Raw genomic sequence first — 24771 nt, forward strand, 5'->3', positions numbered from 1 at the left:
CTGTTGTCAATCATTATGCTCTTTGACCTATACACGCATCCGGAAGGCTGGCTTCATCGCCTGGATCCTCGCACCAAGATCGCTATTCTGCTCTTTGGTTCGGTGCTATTCGTCGTGATCAACAATGTGTGGTTGTTGGCAGGGCTGCTGGTGATCGTTCAATTGATGTTGCTGAGCTCGCATGTGCCTTTCCATGACATCGTTCGGGCGTGGCGACAATTGCTCAGGCTGATCGTCGTCGTCGTGCTGCTGTGGCCCTTTTTCGCCAGAACTGGCGACCCTGCGCTGTTTTCCATAGGCCCACTCACCGCAACCAGAACAGGTATCCTGATGGGTGTCACCACAGCCATGCGCATCGTGGGCACCTCGTTTCTCTTTTATCTCATCCTCTTTACGACCCGTCAAAATGACCTGGTGGCCGGGTTGCGTCGACTCGGGCTGCCTTTCGAGTGGGCACTGACACTGGCAACCGCTCTACGATTCATTCCCTCCTTCTCCGCAACCATCACCCAGATCCAGGCCGCTCAGGCTGCACGCGGCTGGCAGGTAGATCGCGGGGACCTGATTGGGCGTTTTCGGGGCATGATCCCGGTGTTGACAGCCCTCATTATCAGCATATTACGTACCAGCGATACCCTGGGAATGGCGCTGGCAGCCCGCGGTGTGGGCAGTGGACGCCCCCGCACCGTGTGGCAAGACGTGAAGATGCAGCCTCTGGATTGGATCGTGCTGGTGACCATCGGCTTTTTTTTCGTTTCTCTTTTGATCGCTCGGCTGAGATTCGGAATGGGCGCCGAACTCGTGGACGTGTTCTAGGCTCATGCAGGAAGCGACCCTCTGTTTACTTCTGCAGGAAGGAAACCCTGGCGTACTCTTGTTGGGGAAGAAAAAGCGCGGTTTCGGTAAAGGAAAGATAGTCGGTTTTGGCGGCAAGATTGAGCATGGAGAGACCAGTGCCATGGCCGCAGTACGGGAACTGGAGGAGGAAACAGGCCTTCGCGTGCGAGAGGATGAGTTACACCAGCTTGCCCGCCTGACCTTCCTGTTCCCTGCCAGGCCTGAGTGGAACCACCTGGTGGCTGTCTATGTGACGACCATCTGGCATGGCGATTTGACCGAGAGTCACGAAATCACGCCGGCATGGTTCCGACTCGATGCGATCCCCTTCGAAGAAATGTGGGATGACGCCTATTACTGGATGCCCTACGTGTTGAACGGGAAACGTATCCAGGCCACCTTCACCTTCAATGATGACAACGAATCCGTTGACCGTTACGTGATCGAGCCGTGGACTGGCAAAACAGACACAGTGAGAAAATCAGGTCCTTCAACGAGCGGGGTTTAGGGCAGAAGACCGGCCTGGCTGAGACCGCTGAACAACTCCTGTGCCATGAGCCGGTGCCCCTCTTCGCTGGGATGGCCCATATCGAGAAAGACAGAGAGGTCGGGTCCGCTGGCAGCGCGCATGGCAGGCAGGGGATCGACCACGATCCAGCCATTTTGCGCTGCCCTGTCGCCAATTGCCTCTTGAAAGAGGGTATCGTCGATCCATGTCCGCGAGTCCTCGATGCCAGTATCTATCTGCCAGCGCATTGGAGAGACCAACAACACCAGCGGGACATCCTGTTCAGTGACCGTGGCCTGGATATCATCCAGTAGCTGGGTCGTCCGATCCCAGCATACCTCGCTTGAATCGATCTTCCAGTCGCTGCCACAGGGTTCGTCGCTGCTGCCAGCCTGGTTGGATGATAAAACCCGTTGTGCCAGCCGAGCCAACATGCTGTAACGCGCCAGTCCTTTTTCGCCTCCCCTGTCCCAACCGAGCGTTCCCCACAGGTTGTCTGCTGCGTCGTTGAGATGTAATTGCACGACGACAACATCTGGCTTGAGATCCATTCCGTTGGCATCCAGCCACAGCGCTTCCTGCCATGTACTGTAACCGCTAACCCCAGCGTTGATAACTTCGAATCCCTGGTCCGGGCTTAAGGTAGCCAACAGACTGGCCAGCTGGCTGGGAAAGGTATCCTCGCCACGTACCCCCCAGCCGAAAGTGACTGAGTCGCCCAGGATGAGGATGCGATAGCTTCCCGCCGGCTTTGGATCCAGTACCTCCGGTGAACGCAGGCCGATGCTGTTGATGCGAATGGGAATATTGGCGCGTCCGACCTGCTCCATGATCTCATCAGGGAAAAAGCCCGACCAGTTGGGCATCATTTGATGGTGAAATCTGTCATCGCCGATGTATAAGGGCTGATTACCACCTGGATCTTCCAGAGAGACCTGATCCTCGATCTCCTCCGGTGTGGGAATGTCCGCCAGGGTTGGCGCCAGATTGACCACGCCGACGCTGTCTGCCAGGCGCACCAATCCTTCCGCAAGGAAGAGGGAAACCACTATGGAGAAGAGTAGAATCGCCAGACCGGGCAGAAGTTGCCGTGCGGATCCTGTCTCAGTCTGTTCCGGTTCCGTTTCGTGTACGTTCTGGTCAGCTTGCTGTGCCATTGAGCCTTTCTTCAGGGATGCTTACATCCAGGAGATGTGTGGTGTGAATGTGCCGTCGGGTACGGGTTTCGGCGCGCAATACCAGGGATTCCGTCTCGGCCACCGTGCCATGGTATATCGCACCGGAAAGCAGCAAGCCGTCGGTGATACCGGTAGCGGCAAAAAAGATCTCGTCGGTTCTGACCAATTCGTCGCAGTCGACGACCTGTTTTGGATCGAGTCCCGCGGCTTGAACAGCAGTCCACTCAGATTCGCTTTGTGGGGCCAATCGACCCAGCATATGCCCGCCCAATGACTTCACTGCACAGGCCGAAATGACACCTTCTGAAATGCCTCCAACTCCCATGAGAATATCAACATTGGATGTGGGGTGAGCCGCTATCAGAGCGCCGGCAACATCGCCATCGGAACGCAGAAGAACCCGAGCGCCGGCAGAACGTATCTCTTCCACCAAATCTCGATGCCGGGGGCGATCCAGAATGAAGACCACCAGGTCCCGTACCGATTTTCTTTTTACCCGGGCTACCAGGGCAAGGGTCCAGGCAGCAGGTGCGTCCATGCATTCCGGAACCAGTGCGTCGGCCGCAGCATAATCTACCACGATCTTTTCCATGTAGGCGGCCGGTGCAGGTGCCCACATGGTATCCCTTGGCGCTACCCCGACAACTGAGATAGCGTCCGAATACCCCAGGGCCAAACGATTCCTGCCATCGATGGGATCGACGACAACGTCCACTTCCGGCCCCTCACCGTTTCCGACGCGGGTTCCACTGTCCAACAGGGAATGTTGGCCAAGTCTACCCTCCTCGCCAATTACAATCCGCCCTTCCATCGAAAGAGAGTTCAACGCGCGAAACATGGCTTCAGAGGCTTCATTGTCTGCCGCATCAGGGTTTCCGAGACCCATCCAGCGTCCGGCTTTCAGGGCAGCTGCTTCGGTAACCCTAACCAGATCCAGACCCAGATTACGGGGGGGATGATCTGACATCATTATAACTCCTGTGAGCAAAGTTGGCGAAAATCGTCCACTTTTAATCAACTGCTTCCAGTAGCTTCGCTGCTTCCCAGGCCACCAGCCCACCCTCCAGAACCATCACGTTCTCGTAGCCCTCGCTTCGTAGTTTCTGGGCTGCCCGGGTACTGCGACGGCCAGTTTGGCACGTCAGCACGACCGGACGATCCGACGGGATTTCGACCCCGTTCATCAAAATCTGGGGCAACGGCAGAAGCTCAGCCTGGGGAACATGTGCTCGACGGTACTCCCTCGGTTCCCTTACGTCCAGGACCAGGGGTGGACCCTCGCTGCTCAGCTCTTTCCACAGATCCGCGGGAGCGATGGTGGGAATCGAGCTAGCGGGAACAGCGGTGTGGAGCGCAGGATCCACCGGCAGCGTGCGTTTCGGGAGGTTTTGGCATTCTTTGAAGACCCGAACCTCACATTCATAGATACATATGGCAGGATCCAACACCTTATGGAAAAGGTATCCCAGGGCTCCATCCTCATCCAGGATATGGTCCGTTCCAACCATGTCAATGAAATCGACCGATTCCATCAACTCCAGTACCGGTTCTCTAACTCGAACGAAGAAGACATCGCCGCCCATATCCCGGTAGATGCGCACGACATTTTCCAGCATGTGAATGCCGCTGATATCGATCTCGTTCACGCTGTGCATGCGGAGGACGAGATAGCGCTGACCAGGATGGGCGTCCAGATTCTCGATAATCGCATCCTCTATGTTGTTGGCTGCGCCAAAATAGATGTCGCCCATGATCTCCAGCATACCCAGTTGAGGGCAGGCAGGTCGTGCTTCGCTTCCGGAACTACTGACCTCCTCAACCATGTGCTGATAGCTCTCATCGGGCACGACCGAGCGAACCTGGGGTACACTTGTGCGCCAAAGGTAGAAGGCCAGGGACATCAGGATGCCTGTTAAAACGGCAAATTGAAGGGGAAGCAACAGGGTCGCAAGCAGGGTCGCAAGCATTATGATCTTGTCCCCCTGGGTGCCTTGCCAGATGCGACTGATCTCAGCGCGATCGATCATACCCAACGCTGTCACGATCAAGACAGCTGCCAGCGCTGTGCGGGGCACATAGGTGGCCATCGGAGCCACCGCCAGCATGATGACCATGACAAGAAGCCCGGAGATTACTGAAGCCACCTGTGAGCGCGCCCCTGACTCGAAGTTTACGGCGGAACGGGTGAATGAACCAGAACATGGATAGCCAGAAAAGAAACCGCACGCGATATTGGCGAGACCCTGCCCGATGAACTCCTGATTGCTGTCCAATCGCTGCCCGGTCTGGCTGGCGATAGAGCGCGAGATGGACATAGCTTCAATCAAACCGATAACCGACACGGCCAGCGCACCGGTTGAGAGATCGGCGATCAACTCAAAATTAAAGATCGGCGGAACAGCGAACTGCGGCAACGTGCGTGGCAATTCGCCCAGCACCCTGACTCCTTGTTGGTCCGCACCCGATAGGGCCACGACCACTGAGGCCGCTATCATGCCGAGCAGGGGTGCCGGCAGCTTGGGCCAGAATCGTCGTATCAACAGGATCAAGATCAGCGTGCCGATACCCAGGAGGATGGTCTGGGCATGCGTTTCTGGCAGGTGGATGATAATTGCCCCGGAGGTCGTGATCAGGCTGGGAGAACTGGGAATATTCAGGCCCAACAGGTGACTCAGCTGACTGACACAGATTAGTATTCCCGCACCGGCAGTAAAGCCAACAACCACGGAATCTGACACAAAGTTTACGAGAACGCCAAGCCCTGCCAGGCCCATCACGAGGCGAAAGACCCCTATCATGACCGCCATCAGGGCCGCTGCCGCCACATATTCCTGCGGTCCGGCCACGGCGAGAGGCAGCAAGACCGAAAGAGCCAACAAGGACGATGTGTTGGTGGGGCCTGTATGGAGTTGATGGGATGACCCCCAGAGCGCGCCGACGATAGCTGCGACGACGGCTGTGTACAGGCCGACTTGTGGTGGCAAGTCGGCAACCAGCGCAAATACGATGGCTTGTGGCACCAACACCACAGCCACCGTTAAACCAGCGATGAAATCGGGGCGAAAATTGCTGCGATCGTATGATCGGAGGATACGAGCGGGTTGGAAAAAGAAGGAGGACGCCTTGCCCAGACTTGCCAGGAGCGACTTATCCAGAGGTCGGCGCTGGGCCACACTACCTTCCACGGCCTGCCGGTCCTTTGGTTCCAGGTCTACGCGATGGCTTCGGATGCGGCGATATTATTCTGCAACCTGAATCGATCCATCGAACCCGATCGGCCAGAGCAGCATGGGTGTGGTTGGGAAAAGGCTTGGCGTTGCGATAGGCGATATAACCACAAGTAATACAGACCACTCGCCGCCGTTGATCGCCGGGCGGCAGACGTTCCTCCAATGCCTGACCACAGTGCGGACAATAGAGGGGAAACATGAGCAAATTGTAACACAAGGCTTGTGAAATGGGAAGGGTTGAAACCTTGACAAACAGGATGGTTCGATCTAGAATTGCCTCGCGAGCGAAGGCTCGCATCAGGGTTCCTGATGGCTCTGCCCATCTAGCCACGTTGCAGCCACTGTGAGGGCAATGTCACTGGAAAGTCCTCGTCCCGCATCGTCCGGTTCATGGTCGTCCAGTTTATTATGTCGGTTAATACATCACCCAGATCTAACAATGTTCAGCAAGAGAACCAGCCTCCTGGTCAAATGCGTGCCAGCGGCGGTGCTTTGCCTAACCTGCTGCTCTACGTAAATCGTCAGGCGAGCAACCCTTTGCGATATGCTTGGGAACAGGCGATCATGGCACTGATCGGCTGGATTCCCACGGTTGTGGGGGTTGCATTGCGCTCCGCCCTTTACCGGTTTATTCTGCGCATGGACGGTGTGGCTGCTGTCGAAAACAGTGTGCGGCTGCGTTTTGCCAGCAATATCAGGTTGGGTGACGGTGTCTATCTGGATCAGGGCAGCTATCTGCATGCAACCCCTGGCGGAATCGAGATTGGTAGCGGTAGTTTCGTCATGCACGGGGCTGTTTTGCATGTCTACAATTTTCGTGCTTTGCCCCACGCCTTTATTCGTATTGGCGAGGATAGTCTGATTGGCGAATACTGTGTGTTGCGAGGGCAGGGCGGCATCTCCATTGGTGATCGGGTCTATTTTGCCCCTCAGGTTCAGGTGTTGGCGGTGAATCACAACTACGACGATCCGAAAAGACCGATGGTAGATCAGGGCCTCACCGCGGACGGAATTGTGATCGAGGACGATGTTTGGATCGGAGCCGGTGCTATCATCACCGATGGCGTGCATATCGGCAAGCGTTCAATCGTTGCGGCTGGAGCCGTGGTTACCTCGGACGTGCCGGACCGAACTGTAGTGGGTGGTGTGCCAGCCCGCCCTTTGAAGACCCTGTCCTGATGTCGCGAATGGATTATCCACGCACACTGTGCAAAAAAAAGAAGAAATGGGAGATTTCTCCATGACAACACTTTCCGTCGTCATTCCGGCTCTTAACGAAGAAGACGGCATTGCGGAAATAATGGCGCGGGTGCTGGCGGTTGGTTCCGACCTGGCGTCCATGGGCGTCGATGATCTGGAGTTGATCGTGGTAGATGACGGTTCCACCGACCGCACCGCTGAGATCGTGGAATCCACACCGGGCGTAAAGCTTGTGCAGCATCCGGTGAACAAAGGTTATGGTGCCGCTCTGAAATCGGGTTTTCGTTCAGCCGAAGGTGAGTTTTTGGGCTTTCTTGATGCTGATGGCACCTATCCGCCCGAGTATTTCCCTCAGTTGTGCCAGGTTTTGCTGCAAAATGGCAACGATATTGTCGTGGGGTCGAGAATGGCTGGCGCTGACAGCGATATGCCAATGACCCGCCGTATCGGCAATACCGTTTTTGCCAGCATGATCAGTATTCTCAGCCGTCAACGGATCACTGATAGCGCCAGCGGTATGCGGGTTTTCCGTCGAGAGGCCCTTGAGAAGCTCTATCCGCTGCCCGATGGCCTCAACTTCACACCGATCATGAGTACTCGCGCCCTTCACGAGGATATTCACATGGTGGAGGTGCCGATTCCCTACAGCGAGCGAGTGGGCGATTCCAAGCTTAGCGTCGTACGGGATGGAACTCGCTACGTCCAGACCATTACCTGGACGGCGATGAACTACAATCCTGTGCGAATTTTGGGTGGCCTGGGTCTTATTGCACTGGGCCTGGCAGGCGTGATCGCACTGGTCACCTTCGTTGCCCGGCTTAGCGGGGTGACTGAGGTCGGTCCTATTGGAGCGTTTGCCCTGTTTTCGATGATGATATTGGCAATGACCGGAGTCAGTCTCTTCAACCTGGGGGCAACTTTCAATTATCTCGTGTCTCTATTTCACCATCGCCCCGTCAAGCAGGGGTTGTTCGGTAAGCCGATTTTTGATCCATCCCTGGATCGCCATTTTTGGTGGATGGGATTGCTCTTGGGCGTTGCCGGGCTTTTGCTGGGCGTTGCGAGTCTGATTATGGCGCTCAACGGCTGGCCCGCGGGCAAGATGTGGTTTTACTACCTTCTCAGCGCTGTACTCTTTCTCTTGGGACTCCAGTTTGTCATGTCGTGGATTCTGATGCGGGTTCTCGAGGAGTTGAGTGAGCGTGATGCGCTGGCAGCTAAGGACCTTGGTACCAAGTTTTAGTGTTTGAGGGGATAACGTCTGAGGTGAAAGTGGAGAGTTCGATATGACTGAAAAAGACCAACTGAAGCGCAATCTGGGTACTCGCCGGATGCCTGCACTGCGCCCGTCCAGTTTTCCTGATGCCGGTGCCATCGTGGAGACACTGACCTCGTCAGCACGTCCCCCGGTCGGTGTAGATATTCTGCTCGTCAACCCACCATCACCCGATGGTGGGATATGGATCCGCAGCCAGCATCGGGTAGGCCGACGCAGCCGGGAGAACATGATATGGCCTCAGATCGGTCTTGCTCAAATGGCTGCCTTGTTGGCCCCAGACTATACTGTCGAGGTCGTTGATGCCATCGCGAGCAGGATGTCCTGGCAGGAATTCGAACGTTTGCTGGAAGAAAAATATCCCAGGTATTACCTTACTCAGGTTACGGCGCCGACGTTGCGCAACGATATGTATGGTGTCTTTCTGGCCAAATCCTTGGGGTCTCAGACGATTGCGTTCGGAACCCACGTCACGCCCATGACCCTCGAGACCATGCGCCCTTTTCCTGCGCTGGACTTCATTCTGCGCGGCGAACCGGAGGCCACACTACGCGAACTACTGGATACTTTGCAGGATCAGGAACCCAGTGACCCTCACGTCGCCAAGATGGTGGAAGACACCAGGTTGGCCAGAGGCACCACGGCACGCAAGACCAGGGACAGCGACCTGGAGCTGCAGTTGTCACCGTTCGCGCCTGCCACACTTGAACGAATAGGGAAGGCAACGACGGCATCGGCCATGGAGTCGCCGCTTGCCGGTATTCTGGGCCTTGCATGGCGGTATGATAATGAGATCATAATCAACCGGGATCGCCCCTTTTTTCCCGATCTGGACGATCTGCCCATGCCACTGCACCATCTGTTGCCATATGAAAAGCAGCATATGCCGATGCTGAAGGGCCCATTTACGTTCATCGTGACCAGCCGCGGCTGCCCTGCAGGTTGTAAATATTGCATCAAACATGTGTCGTACCAGAACAGCGTTCGCCTGCGCTCGCCAGAGAAGCTATACGAAGAACTGGTTATCCTTTCAGAACTGGGGATTCACAATGTTCATATGTACGCCGATCTGTTCACGGTCAGCCGCGAGCAAGTTGTAACTTTGTGCAATCTCATCATCGAAAATGGCTTGAAGGTGACCTGGACCTGCAACAGCCGTGTCGACTTCGTTGACGCGGAAATGTTGCAACTGATGGGGCAAGCCGGGTGCTTCATGATTTCCTGGGGAATCGAAAGCGCCAATGAGGAGATATTGAAACGGGCTCGCAAGGGCTATCGCAAGGAACAGGCCTACGATGCACTTGTGTGGGCCAGAGAAGCCGGAATCAAGAATTGGGGCTATTTCATCATTGGACTGCCCGGTGAAACCGAGGAGTCGATCCAGGAAACGATCACGTACAGCAAAATGCTGCCCCTTGACATCGCCCTGTTCCACATTGCGGCACCCTATCCTGGCACCCCTTTCTTCTACGATGTGGTGGAGAATGGTTGGTTTCGACCGGGTACCAAGTGGGAGGAGGTCGACATGGATCAGTCTACCGTGCTCGACTATAGTAATCTGTCGGCTGAAAGGCTCGAGTATTGGCAGAAGCGTGCCACGCGGGAATGGTCCTTCAGGCCGGGCCCGATGTGGACCTTTGTTAAAGGCCTCAATAGCTGGGAGGGGTTCAAGAGCGCCATGAGTATCGGCGTTCAGACGCTTAAGTACGTATGGAGCTAGCTTGAGTCATCAATACGGCGATCCAACCCTGGGCGATGGCGTTGGGCCACACTCGCCGGTCACTCTCTTTCGGCCACTGCCACTGCTCATTTCGGGGGGCTTGATCATTAGCGCTTTGATAGGTGTTTGGGCAGCCTACGACCGGGAACAAGCCTGGATGCGGTTCTCGCTCATCTCCATCGGTGTGGCACTGATGCTCGGCATTGCCTGGATGGGTTGGCGGGGACGAATGGATATACTGGGCATCTTTGGCCTGCTCTGTGCACTGCTTGGGGCAGCAATCGGTGCCTATTTCCTTCTGACCTTCGACTGGGCGGGCAATCAGGGAAAATTTGCGCCGATCCAAGCGGCAGGCCTCTGGCTTCAGGTCCATCGCCCCGCAATCCCGGTTCCCGAGGATATCAACGCCAATGTGGCTGGTAGCAGTCTGGCGATTCTTCTTCCACTGGGGGCTGTGGGCCTTTTCTGGGGATGGAGTCGCGACAAGCGTACCGTGGCGATCATCGCTGCCCTGTCGTTGCTCTTCGGGTTTCTGATTCTATTCCTGACGCAGTCCCGAGCAGCCTGGCTCGGACTGGCAGCCGGCCTGGCTGTGGCCCTCTACCTGGCAGTGCGACCAGGCCTGGAAAACTTCCCGCGCCGGCGTCTGCTGTTGGACCTGGTTGCTTTGGCAGGGGGGCTTCTTGTCCTTGTCCTCTTCTGGCTGGTGGCATCGAGCCCCACTCTTGCCGAATCGTTGGGCTCGATCGGCGTTGGTGTCAGCCTCACCAATCGCGCCGAGCTCTGGCGCGACGGGATGAACCTGGTAGCAGATTACCCCTTCACGGGCAGCGGCCTGGGCAGCACCATGATGGTCTACTCCACCTATGGACGGTTGTTGCATGTCGGATTTATCACCCATATGCACAATCTGTTCTTGCAGATCACCATCGAGCAGGGAATACCCGGGCTTCTTTTTTTTCTGCTGTTGCTTGTCCTGGCCTGGTGGAGTCTGCTAAGCGCCTACCGGTCGGGTGAAAACCGCTGCTTCTGCGTACCGGTGGCAGCATCCTTGGTCGCCCTGGTGGTGCAAGGCCTTGTCGACGTTGGTATTTATGCCAGCTACGCGCTTCCGGTTCTTTTCTTGCCCATCGGGTTTGCACTGGCCCTGGGGCAGCCACCCAGGGTACTCCGGCGAAGCAAGAATGTCACCCTGGCACTGACGAGTGTATCGATCATCGTCGTGGCAATGTGTGTAGTGTTGATTGTACCTTCCAGTCAGGCTGCATTGCAAGCCAATCTGGGCGCCGTTGCCCAAACACAGCGGGAACTCTCCGCTTACAGCTGGCCCGAGTGGCCCATTCAGGATGCCCTCAGGCGCTCACCTGATATTGACCTGTCAGCTGCAATTGCCCGATACAAAGCAGCACTTGATCGTGATCCAAAGAATGCAACCGGCAACCGGCGACTGGGGCAGATTGAGCTTTCAAGAGGCAGGTATGAAGCGGCCCGATGGTACCTGGAAGCAGCGTATGCGACATCACCTCGTCAATCGGTGACCCGGCATCTGCTGGGCGAGGTATATGCCATCGATGGCGATCTGGACCTGGCAACGTCCTTTCTTCGCAGCGTCGACATCGGCCATGGCCAGTTTCAGACCAGGGTATGGTGGTACGAAACTGTCGGCGAGACTGAAGGAGCTCAGCGGTTACGGGAAGCTGGCGGGTTTTGACATCGGCATGGCCCTGGAATTTGATCATTTTGGCATTGGAGACTATCATGAGGGTTCGTGATGTATCTAGCATCTTGTGATGGCGAAAAAACTACTGGCTTTCGCAAGCGACCTGGTGGGTTGCTAACATATGAAAAAACTATTCAGAAACCTTAGAAAATCCAAGCCTTCCTTGCCTGTGATCGTCGTTTCCGGTTTGCCTCGATCTGGAACGTCGATGATGATGAAAATGTTGGAAGCAGGTGGCCTGACGGTGGTAACCGACCAGATTCGTACCGCGGACGAGGATAATCCAAAGGGATACTATGAGTTCGAACGGGTAAAACAGCTTGATAAGGGTGATACATCATGGGTATCCGACGCGCAGGGAAAAGTGGTCAAAGTAATCTCGGCCTTGTTGGAACACCTGCCACCTGACTATGACTACAACGTAATCTTCCTGCAGCGCAGTATCGAGGAAGTTTTGGCATCCCAGAAGAGAATGCTGGAACGTCGCGGGGAACCAACCGATCGGGTAAGTGATGAGGAGATGGCCCGCTTGTTTGCCAAGCACACTCAGAAAGTGGATCTGTGGTTAAACAGTCAGCCGAATATCTCAGTTCTCTATGTAGATTACAACGAGGTGGTGAGTAACCCCCATCAATCCGTAGGTCAGGCGAATCGATTCCTGGGCGGGCATTTGGATGAGCAAGCGATGATCTCAGCTGTCGATCCTCAACTCTATCGAAATCGGGCAAACCTGAACCAAATCTCAACTCGAGAAGACTCATTGTCAAAATGAACCAACAGCTTCTGTCGTCATTGTGGCTGATCCTGGTGTCCACGATAGCTGGGGTAGCCGGTCAGGTTTCGCTCAAGCTGGGCATGAGCCAGCCGGGCGCTGAGGAGACGGTCTCAGAGGGTGTGTTGTCTCTGATAGCTTTGATTCTGCGCACTCCCCTGGTGTGGCTCGGACTGATGTTTTACGGGATAGGAGCGCTTGCCTGGATCGCCGTCTTGTCTCGTCTGGATCTTAGCGTGGCATACCCCTTTCTTGCCTTAAACTTTGTGTTGATTACTATCATATCCCGCCTGTTCCTTGGCGAGACTGTGCCCCTCCTTCGATGGGCAGGGATCGGTGTAATCGTAGTTGGTATTCTTCTGGTGGCGCGCAGCACTACGGCGTCATAAAAACAAAGTGCACGAATCGCTTAGAAAACGCCACAACCGCTCCAAAGCTGGTACTTTGGTTTCCCTTTGTCTGCTGCTGGCAATTGCCGTGCCCTGGCTGGCTGGCACTGCCAAGGTATCGGCTGACCAACCAGTGATCTGGTCCAAACCGGTCAACTTATCCCAATCGGACGAGAGCTCGGTTCACCCGGCCATTGTCGCCGACAGCATGGGGAATATCCACCTCTTTTGGAGTGAAGAGGTGGGTGGGGAACCGATGCTGCAGGACGAAATGGCCCGGCCTGGTAATACGATCCTCTATACTCGCTGGGACGGCCAATCATGGATCGAACCAAGGGATGTTCTGTACGTGCGGGGTGAATACCTTGGTGACTATGTTTCGGTCGCAATCGATGACAACAACCGGCTCCATGCAGTGTGGACGGGACTGGATAACATTTACTACAGTTCGGCGCCGGCGGCTGTAGCTGAGACAGCCCAGTCGTGGAGCAAACCGGTGGTGGTTGGAACCGGCAGCGCCCGCTCCGCCTTCGAGTCTGCTGTTGCTGTTGATTCACAAGGTGTTATTCATGTTGCCTATGGCGCCCGACGCGATGTGCCGGGAGTCAACTACGTGCAATCGAGCAACGGCGGCGAGACCTGGTCGGCGCCAGTGACATTGTCACTTCCCCTGGATCGTTTGGAGAGTGGCTATTCGCAGGTGCGCTTGGTGGTAGACAGTGCAGACCGAATCCATGCTACCTGGACAACCTTCCAGAGACAAGGCTTTGGCCAAGGTGTCTATCATAGTCGCAGCACAGATGGTGGTCTTACATGGAATACGCCCTACCGGCTCGCTTATCGAGAGGATGACGATATTTTCGTGGAGTGGCCCTATCTCACCGAGTTTGCCGACCAGGAACTGCGTGTGATCTTCACCGATGGTGATGGCAAGGGCCGGTTGCAGCGCATATCGACCGACGGGGGCGAAACCTGGGGTGAACCAACGGTCATCCTGACCGAATTGGAAGGCATTAACGGCTATATCATTTCTCTGCTCGATGCCGCCGAGCAACCCCACTTGATCGCAAACATGCGTACCCGGTCTGACGGCACCGTCGGCCTGTTTTATGCCCCCGGCGCCGGGGGAGGCTGGCAACCGACTGTTCCGATCGCAACCGATCTACCCTACGGCCCCTCATCACACTATCCTGCAGCCGCCGTTCGCCTGGGCAATGAGATACACATCGTGTGGACCCAGTTGCGACGGGGTGAGATATGGCATATGAAGGGGGAGGTCTCCGGGGTTGAACCTCTTCCGGTGATGGAGAGGCTTCCGCCACAAGAAGTTGTGCAGCCATCGCCTACGATTAGCATCTCTACACCAACCCCAGAACCGCTGGAAACGGTGGCACCATCCCGGGAGCGGGGCGTTGCCGGGCCGACGCCCGCGCCCGTTGCACCGCCATCGCCGCTCGGCGCAGTGCTACCCGGTATAACACTTTCGCTGCTCCTGGTGCTTGGTGTGATCGTTTGGAAGGGTGTTCGCGCCAGATAGCGCGTTGAGGCATTACGGATGCATCATTTCACTGAGCTGTTTGGGTATCGTGACCTGCTCTGGCTATGGACCTTGCGAGAAGTCAGGGTACGGTATAAACAATCTTTCCTGGGCGTTGCCTGGGCGATCATTCAACCGCTGGCCCTGACTGTCGTCTTTACCGTCGTTTTTTCTTTTCTGCTTAAGATCGATACCGGGGATGTGCCCTATCCGGTTTTTGCCTATACTGGACTGGTCCCCTGGACGTTCTTTGCAACCTCGCTGGCTTTCGGGATTCCCAGCCTTGTCAACAATATGAATCTGGTCACAAAAATCTACTTTCCCCGGGAGATACTGCCCCTTGCCAGTATCGGAGCCGCCTTTGTAGATTTTCTGATCGCCTGCGCGATTCTGGCCGGGTTGATGTTGATTTATCGGGTCTTTCCAGGAATCGAGGCCTTGTGGCTCGGCCCGCTGCTCTTGCTGCAGATCATTCTGAGTATCGGTGTGATTTTGCTGGGCGCTGCGCTCATTGTGTTCTTCCGCGATATTCGTTTCGTCGTACCCTTATTGACGCAGGTCTGGATGTATGCTACGCCAATCATCTACCCGGTGGATTTCGTACCTGAACAGTTGCGACCCTTCTATTTTCTGAATCCAATGGCCGGTATCATCGACGGATATCGACGGGTGCTGATTTATGGTGAGGCGCCCAATATGCAAGCGCTGACATTGGCCACGATAGTGTCCGTGATACTGTTTGTGGTAGGATACCTGGTTTTCAAGCGAACAGAACCGGTATTTGCGGATATCATATGACCGATCAACTTCCATTGGGGTCTGTAATTTGTGATAAGGTTTCCAAACGCTATCGACTGGGTGCGTTTGGATCATTGCGCGGCACGGTGTCATCCCTTTTCGAGCGGCGGAGTGAGGAAGAAGAGGCACAGCGTACTCTGTGGGCATTGCAGGATGTTAGCTTTCGGTTGCAGCCTGGCGAGTCACTGGGCTTGCTGGGTCCCAATGGTGCCGGAAAGACGACCACCCTGAAGCTCCTGTCGAAGATTACCAGGCCAACATCGGGCAACATTACACTGCTTGGGCGCTCCTCATCCTTAATCGAGTTGGGGGCGGGATTCCATCCGGAACTTACTGGCAAGGAGAATATCTTTCTGAATGGAGCGATTCTGGGATTGAGTCGCCACGAGATTCAACGGCGTCTTGATGAGATTATTGCATTCTCTGAATTGGAAAGGTTCATCGATACCCCTGTCAAACGTTACTCTTCAGGCATGTATGTCCGTCTTGGCTTTGCCGTGGCTGCCTACGTCGAGCCGAATGTGCTTCTGGTTGATGAAGTGTTGGCAGTGGGAGATATTAGCTTTCGGCAGCGCTGCATCAAACGAATGAAGGAGTTGCAGGAATCGGGCACGACAGTTATCTTTGTCTCTCACAACATGCATCTGGTTCGCAACATGTGTCAACGCTCGTTGCTCCTGGTTCATGGACAGATCCAGTCAGAGGGTCCCACAGATGATGTGATCGCAGACTATGAACGGCTAATCATGGGAACTGCCGAATTGGCGAATGACAAGTCCCAGGACAAGGACCAGTCCCAGGTGTTGTCCGATGTCATTGTGCTGAATGTCGACGTAGCTCCCCTGACACCAAACGATAGGAACCTCATCGATTCGCATCAGTCTGGTGTAGTGACAATTCGTTACCGTACCCAGGCGCCCCGGGAAATCGGGCGTATCGATGTCCGCGTATTACGCGACGATGGCACACTGTGTAGTTCACTTGATGCCAGGGCAGCCGCCAAAAACGATCCTCGATTCCGCCACCTGGATCGGGAAGGTTCGTTTGTCTTGACCTTTTCACCCATGCAGTTGACTTCAGGCACCTATTTCGTGCTCGTTCGTATTACCGACTCATCCGATGCCCTGGTTATCGCATCCGGACAATCCAAGTTATTTCAGGCCTACGCAGGCGACCTGCCTTCGCCGCCGGGGGTTTTTGTTCCCTCAGTTGCATGGGACGTCGGGAAAGAGAATCGAAGTTAGTTGAAAATCCACAGCTTCAGGGGAAAGACTTTTCGTGACCCACGCAGGGTTTCGCGGAGTCTCGAAATCGGACAAACAGTTCCCGGGTGAGAATCGCATGGATATTGGCGCAATAGGTTGGTGGCATCACGATAACCACGGTGACTGGGCGATGCTGAATGCCCTGACGCACGCTATGAAGCCACATCGCATCGTGCCGATTGATACCGGCTTTGAGGTCAATGAGGACACGCTCTATCGTCTAAATCGGCTTGATTTTCTTATCCTTGGCGGTGGCACGTTGATGCGCGAGAGGCCTGTCGAACCCTTTGACCGATTCGATAGTTGGGGCGAATATCTTACAACTCCTATTGGCATTGCGGGGATGGGTGTCGAGACCGTGGCCCCTAACTATGCAGACGCGATGGGAGCATTGTTGGACAAAAGTGAGTTCTTCTACGTCCGGGATCAGACCAGCCTGGCGTTGCTGGATCATCCCAAAGCCCGTTATGCTCCCGATCTCACATTTTCTCAGCCGTTGCCAATTGCCGGGGCCAGGTCCGTGGTCGAAGGACGATCACCTCTTTGCGGTGTCAATCTTCGTCGGCTTCCCGGGGATGTTTTGACGAACTGGATCGATGTTCTTCAACAATTGCCGGTGGAGTTTCGGGGCATTTCGCTCTCTTCCCATCCCGAGTTCTCTGAGGGCGGGTTGTTGCGACAACTGGATCCTCAGTATCCGGATGGCTTTGACCCGCGCTCTTATGCCGATCTTAACCTGATGATTGGCACCGCCTTTCATTCGGTGGTCTACGCCATTCAATCGGCGATCCCCGTGATCGCGATCGCCTATGCGCCAAAGGTCCGACGGTTGATGACTGATATCGGTCTCGGCGACTTCGTGCTTGAGCCAACGGAGTGGGACCTCCTGCCCGGGCTGGTACAGACGGCCATCGAGAGGCAAGAGGAAATGGCCGAGCGGTTGAGGGAGACCACGACTGAGTTGACTCGGGCCGCCAACGCCAACGCAACAGCGATCAAAGAACATATCGAGGCCGTCGCCCAACCACATGAACGGCTTGGTCCCAGGGTCAGCATCGCCGTTCTGGTAACGGGCAGTGATGAAGAAACCAGGCGAACGATCCAATCCTGTTTGGACCAGACCCATGAGAATGTAGAAGTGGTCGTTGTAGCCAATCAAGCTGGTGAGCCAGAGCTCGGAACGGAACATTCTGACCAGATCCGTATCATTCGAATGGAACGCGAGTCAGAGGCGGGCGATCTTCTGCAAGCCGGGTTGCTAGAAGCTGACGGTTGCTATGTGACCTGGATCCGCTCCGGGGATCGTTTCACGCGGGATGCTATTGACTGCATGGTCAGCTGGCTGGAAGCCGATAGCATGTGCGATATGGTCTATTCGGATTATTTCGTGACCGGTGGTCATGATCGCATCTTGGATTGGCAAGTAGTACACCCTGCCTACAAACTCTTTCGGCGCAACGTGGTTGGACCCTGTTTCCTGCTGCGGACATCACTTATGTCGGACCTTGGCATGCACCATGCTACCTCGCTCTTGCCCGACTATGACTACTGGTTGCGTGCCCAGAACGAGGGTGAGCTCGAACCCCGGCATACCAGGCTCTTTTACCGTCACATTTCCAATGGCGCCATCGATGATCCGGTCGAGGAACAGCAGGTGCGACGGGAGTGGATTGCCGGTTTGCCGCTATCGCGTCAAGTAGTGTGGCGGGTCCGGGATAACAATTTTATCAACCAACAGGTGATTCCCTGGTCGATGGCAGCTGCTCGCAACGTGGCAGGAACACTCAAGCAAAGCCGCAGGGACCAGGACTAAGAAGATGAGTCATGCTCACAGTTAGCGCCATCGTGGTGACCTTCAATCGAGCAGACTATCTTCCCGAGGCGCTTGACAGCATTTTCTCGCAGGAGATGCCGCCGCTGGAAGTCATTGTCGTCGACGACGGATCCGTTGACGATACGAAGGAAGTCGTTGGCAGCTATGGCGACCGGATTCTGTATGTATGGCAGGAGAACCAGGGTGTATCCGCTGCGCGGAATCGGGGTCTTTCTGTTGCTCAAGGCGACTTGATCGCCTGGCTTGACTCGGATGATGCCTGGCAGCCTGCGTTCCTGTCGACCCTTGTGCAGCGCATCGAGCGTGATCCAGGTGTCGATGGCGCCTACAGCGGGAGAGTTTATATCGACAGCGAAGGAAAGGCACTTTCCCAATCGGTGCGAGTGGAACCGGACGAAGCGTTATATGCCAGTTTGATTGAGGATAACTTCCTCACGACTTCCTCGCTTATCGTTAAACGAAGCTGTTATGAATCGGCCGGTCCATTTGACCGTCAGTTCCGTATCGGTGAGGATTACGATATGTGGCTTCGTTTCGCCCGGCGACACAGGATTGTTGGCATGCCGGAACCTCTGGTAAGATACAGGGTGCACAGTGGCAATACCGTGGCGGATGCCGACAAATATAAATACTACCGGCTTGCGTTGACCGGGAAGCAGTTTGGTGAACTGGGCAGTGACCGCGATCAATGGACCGAAGAAGCACGACTTGCCCACGGATTTTCCTTTCGATCCGTTGCCTTCAACTACTTCCAGGCAGGTCAGATGGACGAAGGGTGGTACTACCTGCAGCAGGCGATATCGATATATCCGGATATTCTGGAGCGCCTTGACACCTACTACGAAGTGCTCTGCGGAGATCAGCCCTTGGGTCTGCGAGGCCAGGCGCAATTGTTGGATATCGATGCCAATAGTGCAGATTTGCTAAGACGGTTGGATGCCCTGTTTTACGAAGGTGGCAATACTCTGCAGCCGCGACGGCCCGCCGCTTACGGCAACGCTTACCTCGCCATGGCCATGCTGAATGATCAGGCTGGCAATTGGTCGCAGGCCCGGCGTTGCATCGCCCGAGCGATTCGGCACTATCCCGCTTTGCTTGGCCAGCAAGGTGTGTTGCGGCGTTTCGTCAAGTTGTCGGTGGGCCAGTCAGGAGCAGAACTGGGAAGATCGTTTTTGGATCGGTCGCCCTGACGATTGAGTTCGTTGCTGTTGTCGATTGAGAAGAAATCAATGCGTTTCCTTTTCTTATCCAATTTATATCCGCCGGCCCATTTGGGAGGCTGGGAGTTGATGTGTCGCGACATTGCGGGCGCGTTCATTGACCGCGGTCACCAGGTGGAGGTTTTGACGAGTCGCTTCCAAAAGGAAATGATTGAGCAGGATGATCCCAATATCCATCGGGAACTGTATCTGGAAAGCGATGTCCACCATTACAATCCAGTTGACTATTTCCTGCAATCGCAACGGAACGACGAACGAAACTTCGAGACGCTAACCCGGAATATTCAGGACTTCCAGCCCGATGCTGTGGTGGTGTGGGGCATGTGGCTGCTGAATCCGCAGTTGGCTGCGCTGGCGGAAAAGCTATGTCCCGGCCGGGTTGCCTATTATTTCTGCGGCTATTGGCCCATCGAAGAGGACCCGCACAGCCAGTACTGGCGCGCCTTCGTTGATAACAAGCGGTTGCCGGGATGGCTCAGTCAACGAATCAGCCGGCAGGCGTTGGCACGGCAGGAGAACCGCTCGAAAGATCAACTCGAATTCCGACATGTGACATGCGTGAGCCAGGCGGTACTGGACATACTGAGAGAAGGTGGTATCCCCTTACCGAATGCAACTGTAACCTACAATGGCATCGATCTGGATGAGTTCTATGCGCCCCTGGACCAAAAGGGATTCCACACCCCATTGCGCTTGATGTATGCGGGCAGCCTGGGTGCCAACAAGGGTGTGGATACAGCGGTACAGGCGGTTGCGCTGCTTTCCAAGAAGTTCAGCCCGGGAGATGTTCACCTGACTCTTGTTGGGAAAGGGCATCCCGCCTTCGAGGATCAGTTGCACCAGATTATCGGGGATGCCGGGATTGAGCAGTTTGTGACGATGACCGGCTGGATCGATCGCGTTGAGATGCCGCAAGTTTTGCACCAGCACGACGTACTGCTGTTTCCTTCCAGATGGCCTGAACCATTGGCGCGCATGATGATGGAGGGCATGGCGGCCGGCTTAACCCTGGTGAGCACCACCACCGGTGGCACTGCGGAGTTCCTTGAACATCGTCAAAACAGCCTGACATTTGAAGCTGGCGATGCAGTGGATCTGGCTCATCAGATTGACTGCCTGCTTTCCGAGCCCGGCCTGGCAAGGCGATTGGCGAAGGCTGGCCAGGAATTAGCCCTTGAGCAGTTTGACGAGAATCGCATGTACGACGAAATCGAAGAATTCGCTGTGCAGGCCGCGCAGCAGACCTCTTCGGTCTCGCCATAGAGACCTGGTCAGGAGGCCACCGGAAGTCGTGCGTATCCTTTTCCTGAGCAATTACTATCCACCCCTGGAAGTGGGCGGATATGAGCAGTTGTGCCGGGATGTCGCTGAACGCCTTGCCGGGCGTGGCCATACAATTGCGGTTTTGACGTCGACTTACGGCCTGGGAAAAGAGCCGGTCGGACAGGATGTGGATTACGATGTGCATCGGTTGCTGAGGTTACAGCCCGATTTCGACCGCCGGCTTGGTGCCACGCTGCAGTTCTTTTTGACGCGTCAACCGGATGAACAATACGACCTGGCATGCTTCAGGAAGGTTATTGCCGAATTCGATCCCGTTGTGATCTCGATCTGGAACATGCAAAGGTTGCCCCGGTCCCTGGCGCTGGAGGCGGAGGCACTCCCGGATACAGGCGTGGCCTATTGGGTGGCCAGTTCTACCCCGGCCGAACCCGACGAGTTCTGGCGGTATTGGGACCTGGTTCCCCCCAACCCGTGGAAGGCCCGCTTCAAAGGGTTGTTTAGCGATCGGGCCTTGCGCACTATGCAAGCCGAAGGCCATCCCCTGCAGCCCGAGATGAAACACGTGGGCGTTGTCAGTAATTTCATGCGCGAGAGAGGAATCGACGACGGAACATTGCCTTCCTGGACGAAGGTCATCTATAACGGCGTGGAGATCGATTCCTTTTTTCAACCAGTGCAGCCGTTAGGCGAGGGGCCAATGTGTTTCCTGCAGGCCGGCCGTGTCAGTGATGACAAAGGTGTGCATACAGCCATTGAGGCGGTCGGATTGGCGGTTCAGAAATCGGGCCTCGGAAACGTCCGCCTTGTTATTGCAGGATCTGGTCCGGCGGATTACCGGCAGCGACTGGACGAGTTGGTAAAGCGGTACCAGATAGAGGAACAAGTCGTTTTCACTGGCTGGTTGCCGCGGGAACAGATGCCGGCGCTTATGGCTGAAAGCCATGTGCTGCTGTTGCCGACTACTCATCAGGAGCCCTTTGCCCGGGTAGTCCTGGAAGCAATGGCCAGCGGGCTGGCTGTTGTCGCCACGCCTACTGGCGGAACCGAAGAGATCGTCCAGCATGGCAAAACGGGCCTGCTGTTTCCGGTCGGTGACAGCAAAAAACTCACTGACCAAATTGGAGGCCTGGTTGAAAACGACGATTTCAGAATTCAACTGGCTGAAGCAGGCCAACATCTGGTCGCTCAGCGGTATAGCCTGGAGCATATGGTCGACGAGATCGAGAATCTGCTGAATCTGGCGACCAGTGACGGATCATAATGTCACCATGTCAATATGTCAAAATGATATCTTGGCATCATGACATTGTAGCATCATGACATTGTGACATTCTTGCAACTCATGCGCATCTTATTCCTGGCAACGTGGTTCCCGTTCCCACCTGATAATGGCTCAAAAATCAGGGACTTCAACCTGTTAAGAGAATTAGGAAGGACTCACGATGTGACATTGGTGGCCTTCGCTTTTGACACCGCCACTCCCGATCGAGCAGAGCCATTGAATGAGTTTTGCACACAGATTGAGGTGGTCCCGATCGATCCGTTCGATCGGGGAGAGCAGGCTGAAATTTTCAGGTTTTTGTCCCCCGCGCCCATTGTCGATAAACCGGTGCCCGAGATGGAAGCGCTGGTGGAAAAAATCCTCCGGGACAACACCTTTGATGCTGTAATTGCGTCTACAACAGTGATGGCAACCTATGCCCTCCAGGCCAGGAATGCCTGCAAGATTCTACAGGAGCACAATTTTCACACCATCTGGACATTGGACCGGTACCAAAATGAAACAACTTTGCCTGGCAAAATGCAGGCCTGGGTGAGTCTGCAAAAACGGCGCCGCTATGACGACAAGCTGTTCTCCCAGTTTGATCTCTGTGCCATGGTATCGGAGAGGGATCGGGATGCCACGCTCAGGATGTTGCCTCGCTTCGACGGTCCTGTGGCCGTGGTTCCCAATGGTGTAGATTGTCAGCACAATCATCCCGGGCTGGCCGGGGTGGTACCCGATAGCCTGATTTACAACGGAGCTCTCACCTATTACACCAATCATGATGCCATGGCTTTCTTTCTCTCGGAAGTCTTCCCCCTGGTGCGCCAACAGGTGCCACAGGCACAGGTGACCATCACGGGATCGACCAAGGGTGTTGATGTTGACTCCCTGCCATTGGGCGGCGGCGTCCATCTCAGCGGGTATGTCGACGATATTCGGCCATTGGTAGCGGCAGCCAGGGTCTGTATTGTGCCCTTGCGGCTAGGTGGTGGATCCAGGCTGAAGGTGTTGGAAGCGATGGCACTTGGAACGCCAGTGGTAGCCACAAAAAAGGGTGCAGAAGGCCTGGACGTCGTGGACGGCAAGCATATCCTGGTGGCCGACAGTCCGTTGGAATTCGCGTCGGCCACCATCAGGTTGCTGCAAGAGGACGCGTTGAGAGATGAATTGTCCGCCAACGCACGCCAGCTGGTCGAGCAGCAGTATGACTGGTCCAGGATAGGGCAGCAATTCGTATCGTTGGTTGAACAGACTACTCGCGAGTGCCAGGACCCTGAGCGGGACAAGTTAGTATGAATCTATCCAACCGTGACGTGCGGCAATTTACAGCCAATCGAAACTTGCTGATCATCATGGTAATCGTCGGCGTATTGGCGTCCGCCTGGTTCCTGGGTCAGCGAGCGTCAATACTATGGCTTGGGCTGTTGGTCGTTGGAATCGGCGCGACCCTTGTGTTGAAGCAGCCATTGATCGGCCTGCTGGCCCTGGTGGTCATAGCTCTTGTGGGACCCATAAAAATCAACACAGGGACGACCGTACAGATAAACCCAACTACTTTGGTTATCCCTGCTCTCCTGGTTTTGTGGGTCCTGGTAATGATCCTGCAAAAGGATGTCCGATTGGTCCCTTCGGCGGTTAACAAGCCGCTGATAGCTTTCGTAATTGCCGGTCTGATCTCATTATTGGTGGGAAGTGTTCTGTGGAATCCGCTGGTACCCCGCTCGGGTAACTTTCTATTGGTGCAGATGGCCCAGTGGGCGATCTTCGCTTTCTCGGCCGGAGCGTTTCTGTTGACTGCGAATCTGGTGAAGGACGAGTTGTGGCTCCAGCGTCTGACCTTTGCTTTTCTGGTAGTGAGCGGCGGCCTGGCCATTCTCAGTCTCATTCCGGTCACACGAAGTCTGGTCTATGACATTTCGACGATTGCATTCATTCGGGCCCCTTTCTGGATGTTGATCGCCGCTTTGGCCGGTGGACAACTTCTTTTCAATGGCAAGCTGTCCGCTGGATGGCGCATTTTTCTGATAGTCTCACTGCTTGCGGTGGTAAATTATGCGTTCTTTCTGTCGCGCGACTCGGCATCGACCTGGGGCGGCGTGGGAACCGCCTTTGCAGTGCTGATTTGGTTTCGTTTTCCGCGTGTGCGCTGGCTCCTGGTGCTCTTTGTACTTGCCCTGGCAGCCACCGGCGCTCTTTTCCCTGCCCTATGGGATTTTGCCGGTGGGGATACAGAGTGGAAAACCACAGGCGGCTCGCGGATTGCATTGATCGAGCGGGTGATGCAAGTGTCAATGTTCAATCCAGTTACAGGTTTGGGACCTGCCGCGTATCGCAAATATGCCGCAATGGAGCCGCTGAAATACGGTAACGCCTTCTGGGTGGCGCCTCAGGTGAACTCTCACAACAACTTTGTCGATCTCTTTTCCCATGTTGGCATCGTTGGCCTGGTACTTTTTGCCTGGTTTGTTTGGGAGATGAGCAAAATCGGTGGTAAGCTGCGCAGCTGTTACCTGGAGGGTTTTTCGGCAGGCTACGTAAATGGCACGCTGGCGGCCGGTGTTGGGGCACTGGTTTTGATGATGTTCGCGGACTGGATTCTGCCGTTCGTCTACAATATAGGGTTTCATGGTTTTCAGGCGAGTGTCCTTGTCTGGCTGTTCCTGGGAGGGCTGGTGGCTCTTGAGCAAATGATGCCGGCGCCTGAAGCTTGCCCGCCGGGGGCATAGGTTTGGTTTG

The 24771-nt window shown here is 55.3% G+C and carries 20 protein-coding genes; 17 read left to right on the forward strand and 3 right to left on the reverse strand.

Annotation, left to right across the window (positions count from 1 at the left end):
* Positions 1-3 precede the first annotated feature (3 nt).
* Both U9R25_05100 and U9R25_05105 read left to right on the forward strand, forming a co-directional pair.
* Positions 4-816 carry an energy-coupling factor transporter transmembrane component T gene (locus U9R25_05100; GenBank protein MEA3335265.1) on the forward strand — a complete coding sequence of 271 codons (813 nt, stop codon included), beginning with the start codon at positions 4-6 and terminating at the stop codon, positions 814-816.
* 4 nt (positions 817-820) lie between these two features.
* A complete protein-coding gene (locus tag U9R25_05105) occupies positions 821-1345 on the forward strand; it encodes an NUDIX domain-containing protein (protein MEA3335266.1) in 525 nt (174 codons plus the stop codon).
* Here U9R25_05105 and U9R25_05110 read toward each other — a convergent pair.
* From U9R25_05110 to sulP, 3 genes are read right to left on the reverse strand one after another with little or no spacing between them, the layout of a single operon-like run.
* Positions 1342-2502: an SGNH/GDSL hydrolase family protein gene (locus tag U9R25_05110; protein MEA3335267.1), complete on the reverse strand. Its 1161-nt coding sequence runs from the start codon at positions 2500-2502 to the stop codon at positions 1342-1344. The two genes, U9R25_05105 and U9R25_05110, sit on opposite strands and share 4 nt — an antisense overlap.
* Positions 2486-3493, reverse strand: a complete 1008-nt coding sequence (gene glpX, locus U9R25_05115; protein ID MEA3335268.1) for a class II fructose-bisphosphatase — start codon at positions 3491-3493, stop codon at positions 2486-2488. The genes U9R25_05110 and glpX overlap by 17 nt, the downstream gene beginning before the upstream one ends.
* A 40-nt stretch (positions 3494-3533) precedes the next feature.
* Positions 3534-5696 (reverse strand): sulfate permease, encoded by a 2163-nt coding sequence (gene sulP / locus U9R25_05120; protein MEA3335269.1) that lies wholly within the window; start codon positions 5694-5696, stop codon positions 3534-3536.
* Between the two features lie 594 nt (positions 5697-6290).
* On the opposite strand from sulP, the gene U9R25_05125 reads away from it, so the two are divergent.
* From U9R25_05125 to U9R25_05195, 15 genes are all read left to right on the forward strand, one after another.
* Positions 6291-6932, forward strand: coding sequence for an acyltransferase (locus U9R25_05125; protein ID MEA3335270.1), 642 nt, complete (start codon positions 6291-6293; stop codon positions 6930-6932).
* A gap of 61 nt (positions 6933-6993) precedes the next feature.
* On the forward strand, positions 6994-8196 hold the full coding sequence (locus U9R25_05130) for a glycosyltransferase family 2 protein (protein ID MEA3335271.1): 1203 nt from the start codon (positions 6994-6996) through the stop codon (positions 8194-8196).
* Positions 8197-8239: 43 nt separating this feature from the next.
* On the forward strand, positions 8240-9949 hold the full coding sequence (locus U9R25_05135) for a radical SAM protein (GenBank protein MEA3335272.1): 1710 nt from the start codon (positions 8240-8242) through the stop codon (positions 9947-9949).
* A gap of 1 nt (position 9950) precedes the next feature.
* Positions 9951-11660, forward strand: coding sequence for an O-antigen ligase family protein (locus U9R25_05140; GenBank protein ID MEA3335273.1), 1710 nt, complete (start codon positions 9951-9953; stop codon positions 11658-11660).
* Between the two features lie 130 nt (positions 11661-11790).
* Entirely contained in the window at positions 11791-12441 is a 651-nt protein-coding gene (locus U9R25_05145) for a sulfotransferase domain-containing protein (protein MEA3335274.1), read from the forward strand.
* Positions 12438-12830, forward strand: a complete 393-nt coding sequence (locus U9R25_05150; GenBank protein MEA3335275.1) for an EamA family transporter — start codon at positions 12438-12440, stop codon at positions 12828-12830. The genes U9R25_05145 and U9R25_05150 overlap by 4 nt, the downstream gene beginning before the upstream one ends.
* A 7-nt stretch (positions 12831-12837) precedes the next feature.
* Positions 12838-14367 carry an exo-alpha-sialidase gene (locus U9R25_05155; protein ID MEA3335276.1) on the forward strand — a complete coding sequence of 510 codons (1530 nt, stop codon included), beginning with the start codon at positions 12838-12840 and terminating at the stop codon, positions 14365-14367.
* A gap of 18 nt (positions 14368-14385) precedes the next feature.
* Positions 14386-15165 carry an ABC transporter permease gene (locus U9R25_05160; protein ID MEA3335277.1) on the forward strand — a complete coding sequence of 260 codons (780 nt, stop codon included), beginning with the start codon at positions 14386-14388 and terminating at the stop codon, positions 15163-15165.
* Positions 15162-16409 (forward strand): polysaccharide ABC transporter ATP-binding protein, encoded by a 1248-nt coding sequence (locus U9R25_05165; protein MEA3335278.1) that lies wholly within the window; start codon positions 15162-15164, stop codon positions 16407-16409. The genes U9R25_05160 and U9R25_05165 overlap by 4 nt, the downstream gene beginning before the upstream one ends.
* A gap of 97 nt (positions 16410-16506) precedes the next feature.
* Entirely contained in the window at positions 16507-18243 is a 1737-nt protein-coding gene (locus U9R25_05170; GenBank protein MEA3335279.1) for a polysaccharide pyruvyl transferase family protein, read from the forward strand.
* An 11-nt stretch (positions 18244-18254) separates the two neighbouring features.
* The gene (locus U9R25_05175; protein ID MEA3335280.1) at positions 18255-19454 is read left to right on the forward strand and encodes a glycosyltransferase; all 1200 of its coding nucleotides are present in this window, start codon (positions 18255-18257) and stop codon (positions 19452-19454) included.
* 39 nt (positions 19455-19493) lie between these two features.
* Positions 19494-20747 (forward strand): glycosyltransferase family 4 protein, encoded by a 1254-nt coding sequence (locus U9R25_05180; GenBank protein MEA3335281.1) that lies wholly within the window; start codon positions 19494-19496, stop codon positions 20745-20747.
* Positions 20748-20775: 28 nt separating this feature from the next.
* Positions 20776-22029: a glycosyltransferase family 4 protein gene (locus tag U9R25_05185; protein MEA3335282.1), complete on the forward strand. Its 1254-nt coding sequence runs from the start codon at positions 20776-20778 to the stop codon at positions 22027-22029.
* Between the two features lie 81 nt (positions 22030-22110).
* Positions 22111-23331 carry a glycosyltransferase family 4 protein gene (locus U9R25_05190; GenBank protein ID MEA3335283.1) on the forward strand — a complete coding sequence of 407 codons (1221 nt, stop codon included), beginning with the start codon at positions 22111-22113 and terminating at the stop codon, positions 23329-23331.
* Complete coding sequence (locus tag U9R25_05195; GenBank protein ID MEA3335284.1) at positions 23328-24761, forward strand: O-antigen ligase family protein; 1434 nt, start codon at positions 23328-23330, stop codon at positions 24759-24761. The genes U9R25_05190 and U9R25_05195 overlap by 4 nt, the downstream gene beginning before the upstream one ends.
* The last annotated feature ends 10 nt before the right edge of the window (positions 24762-24771 follow it).

It is taken from the genome of Chloroflexota bacterium (genome assembly GCA_034717495.1).
Taxonomy (GTDB): domain Bacteria; phylum Chloroflexota; class Anaerolineae; order JAAEKA01; family JAAEKA01; genus JAYELL01.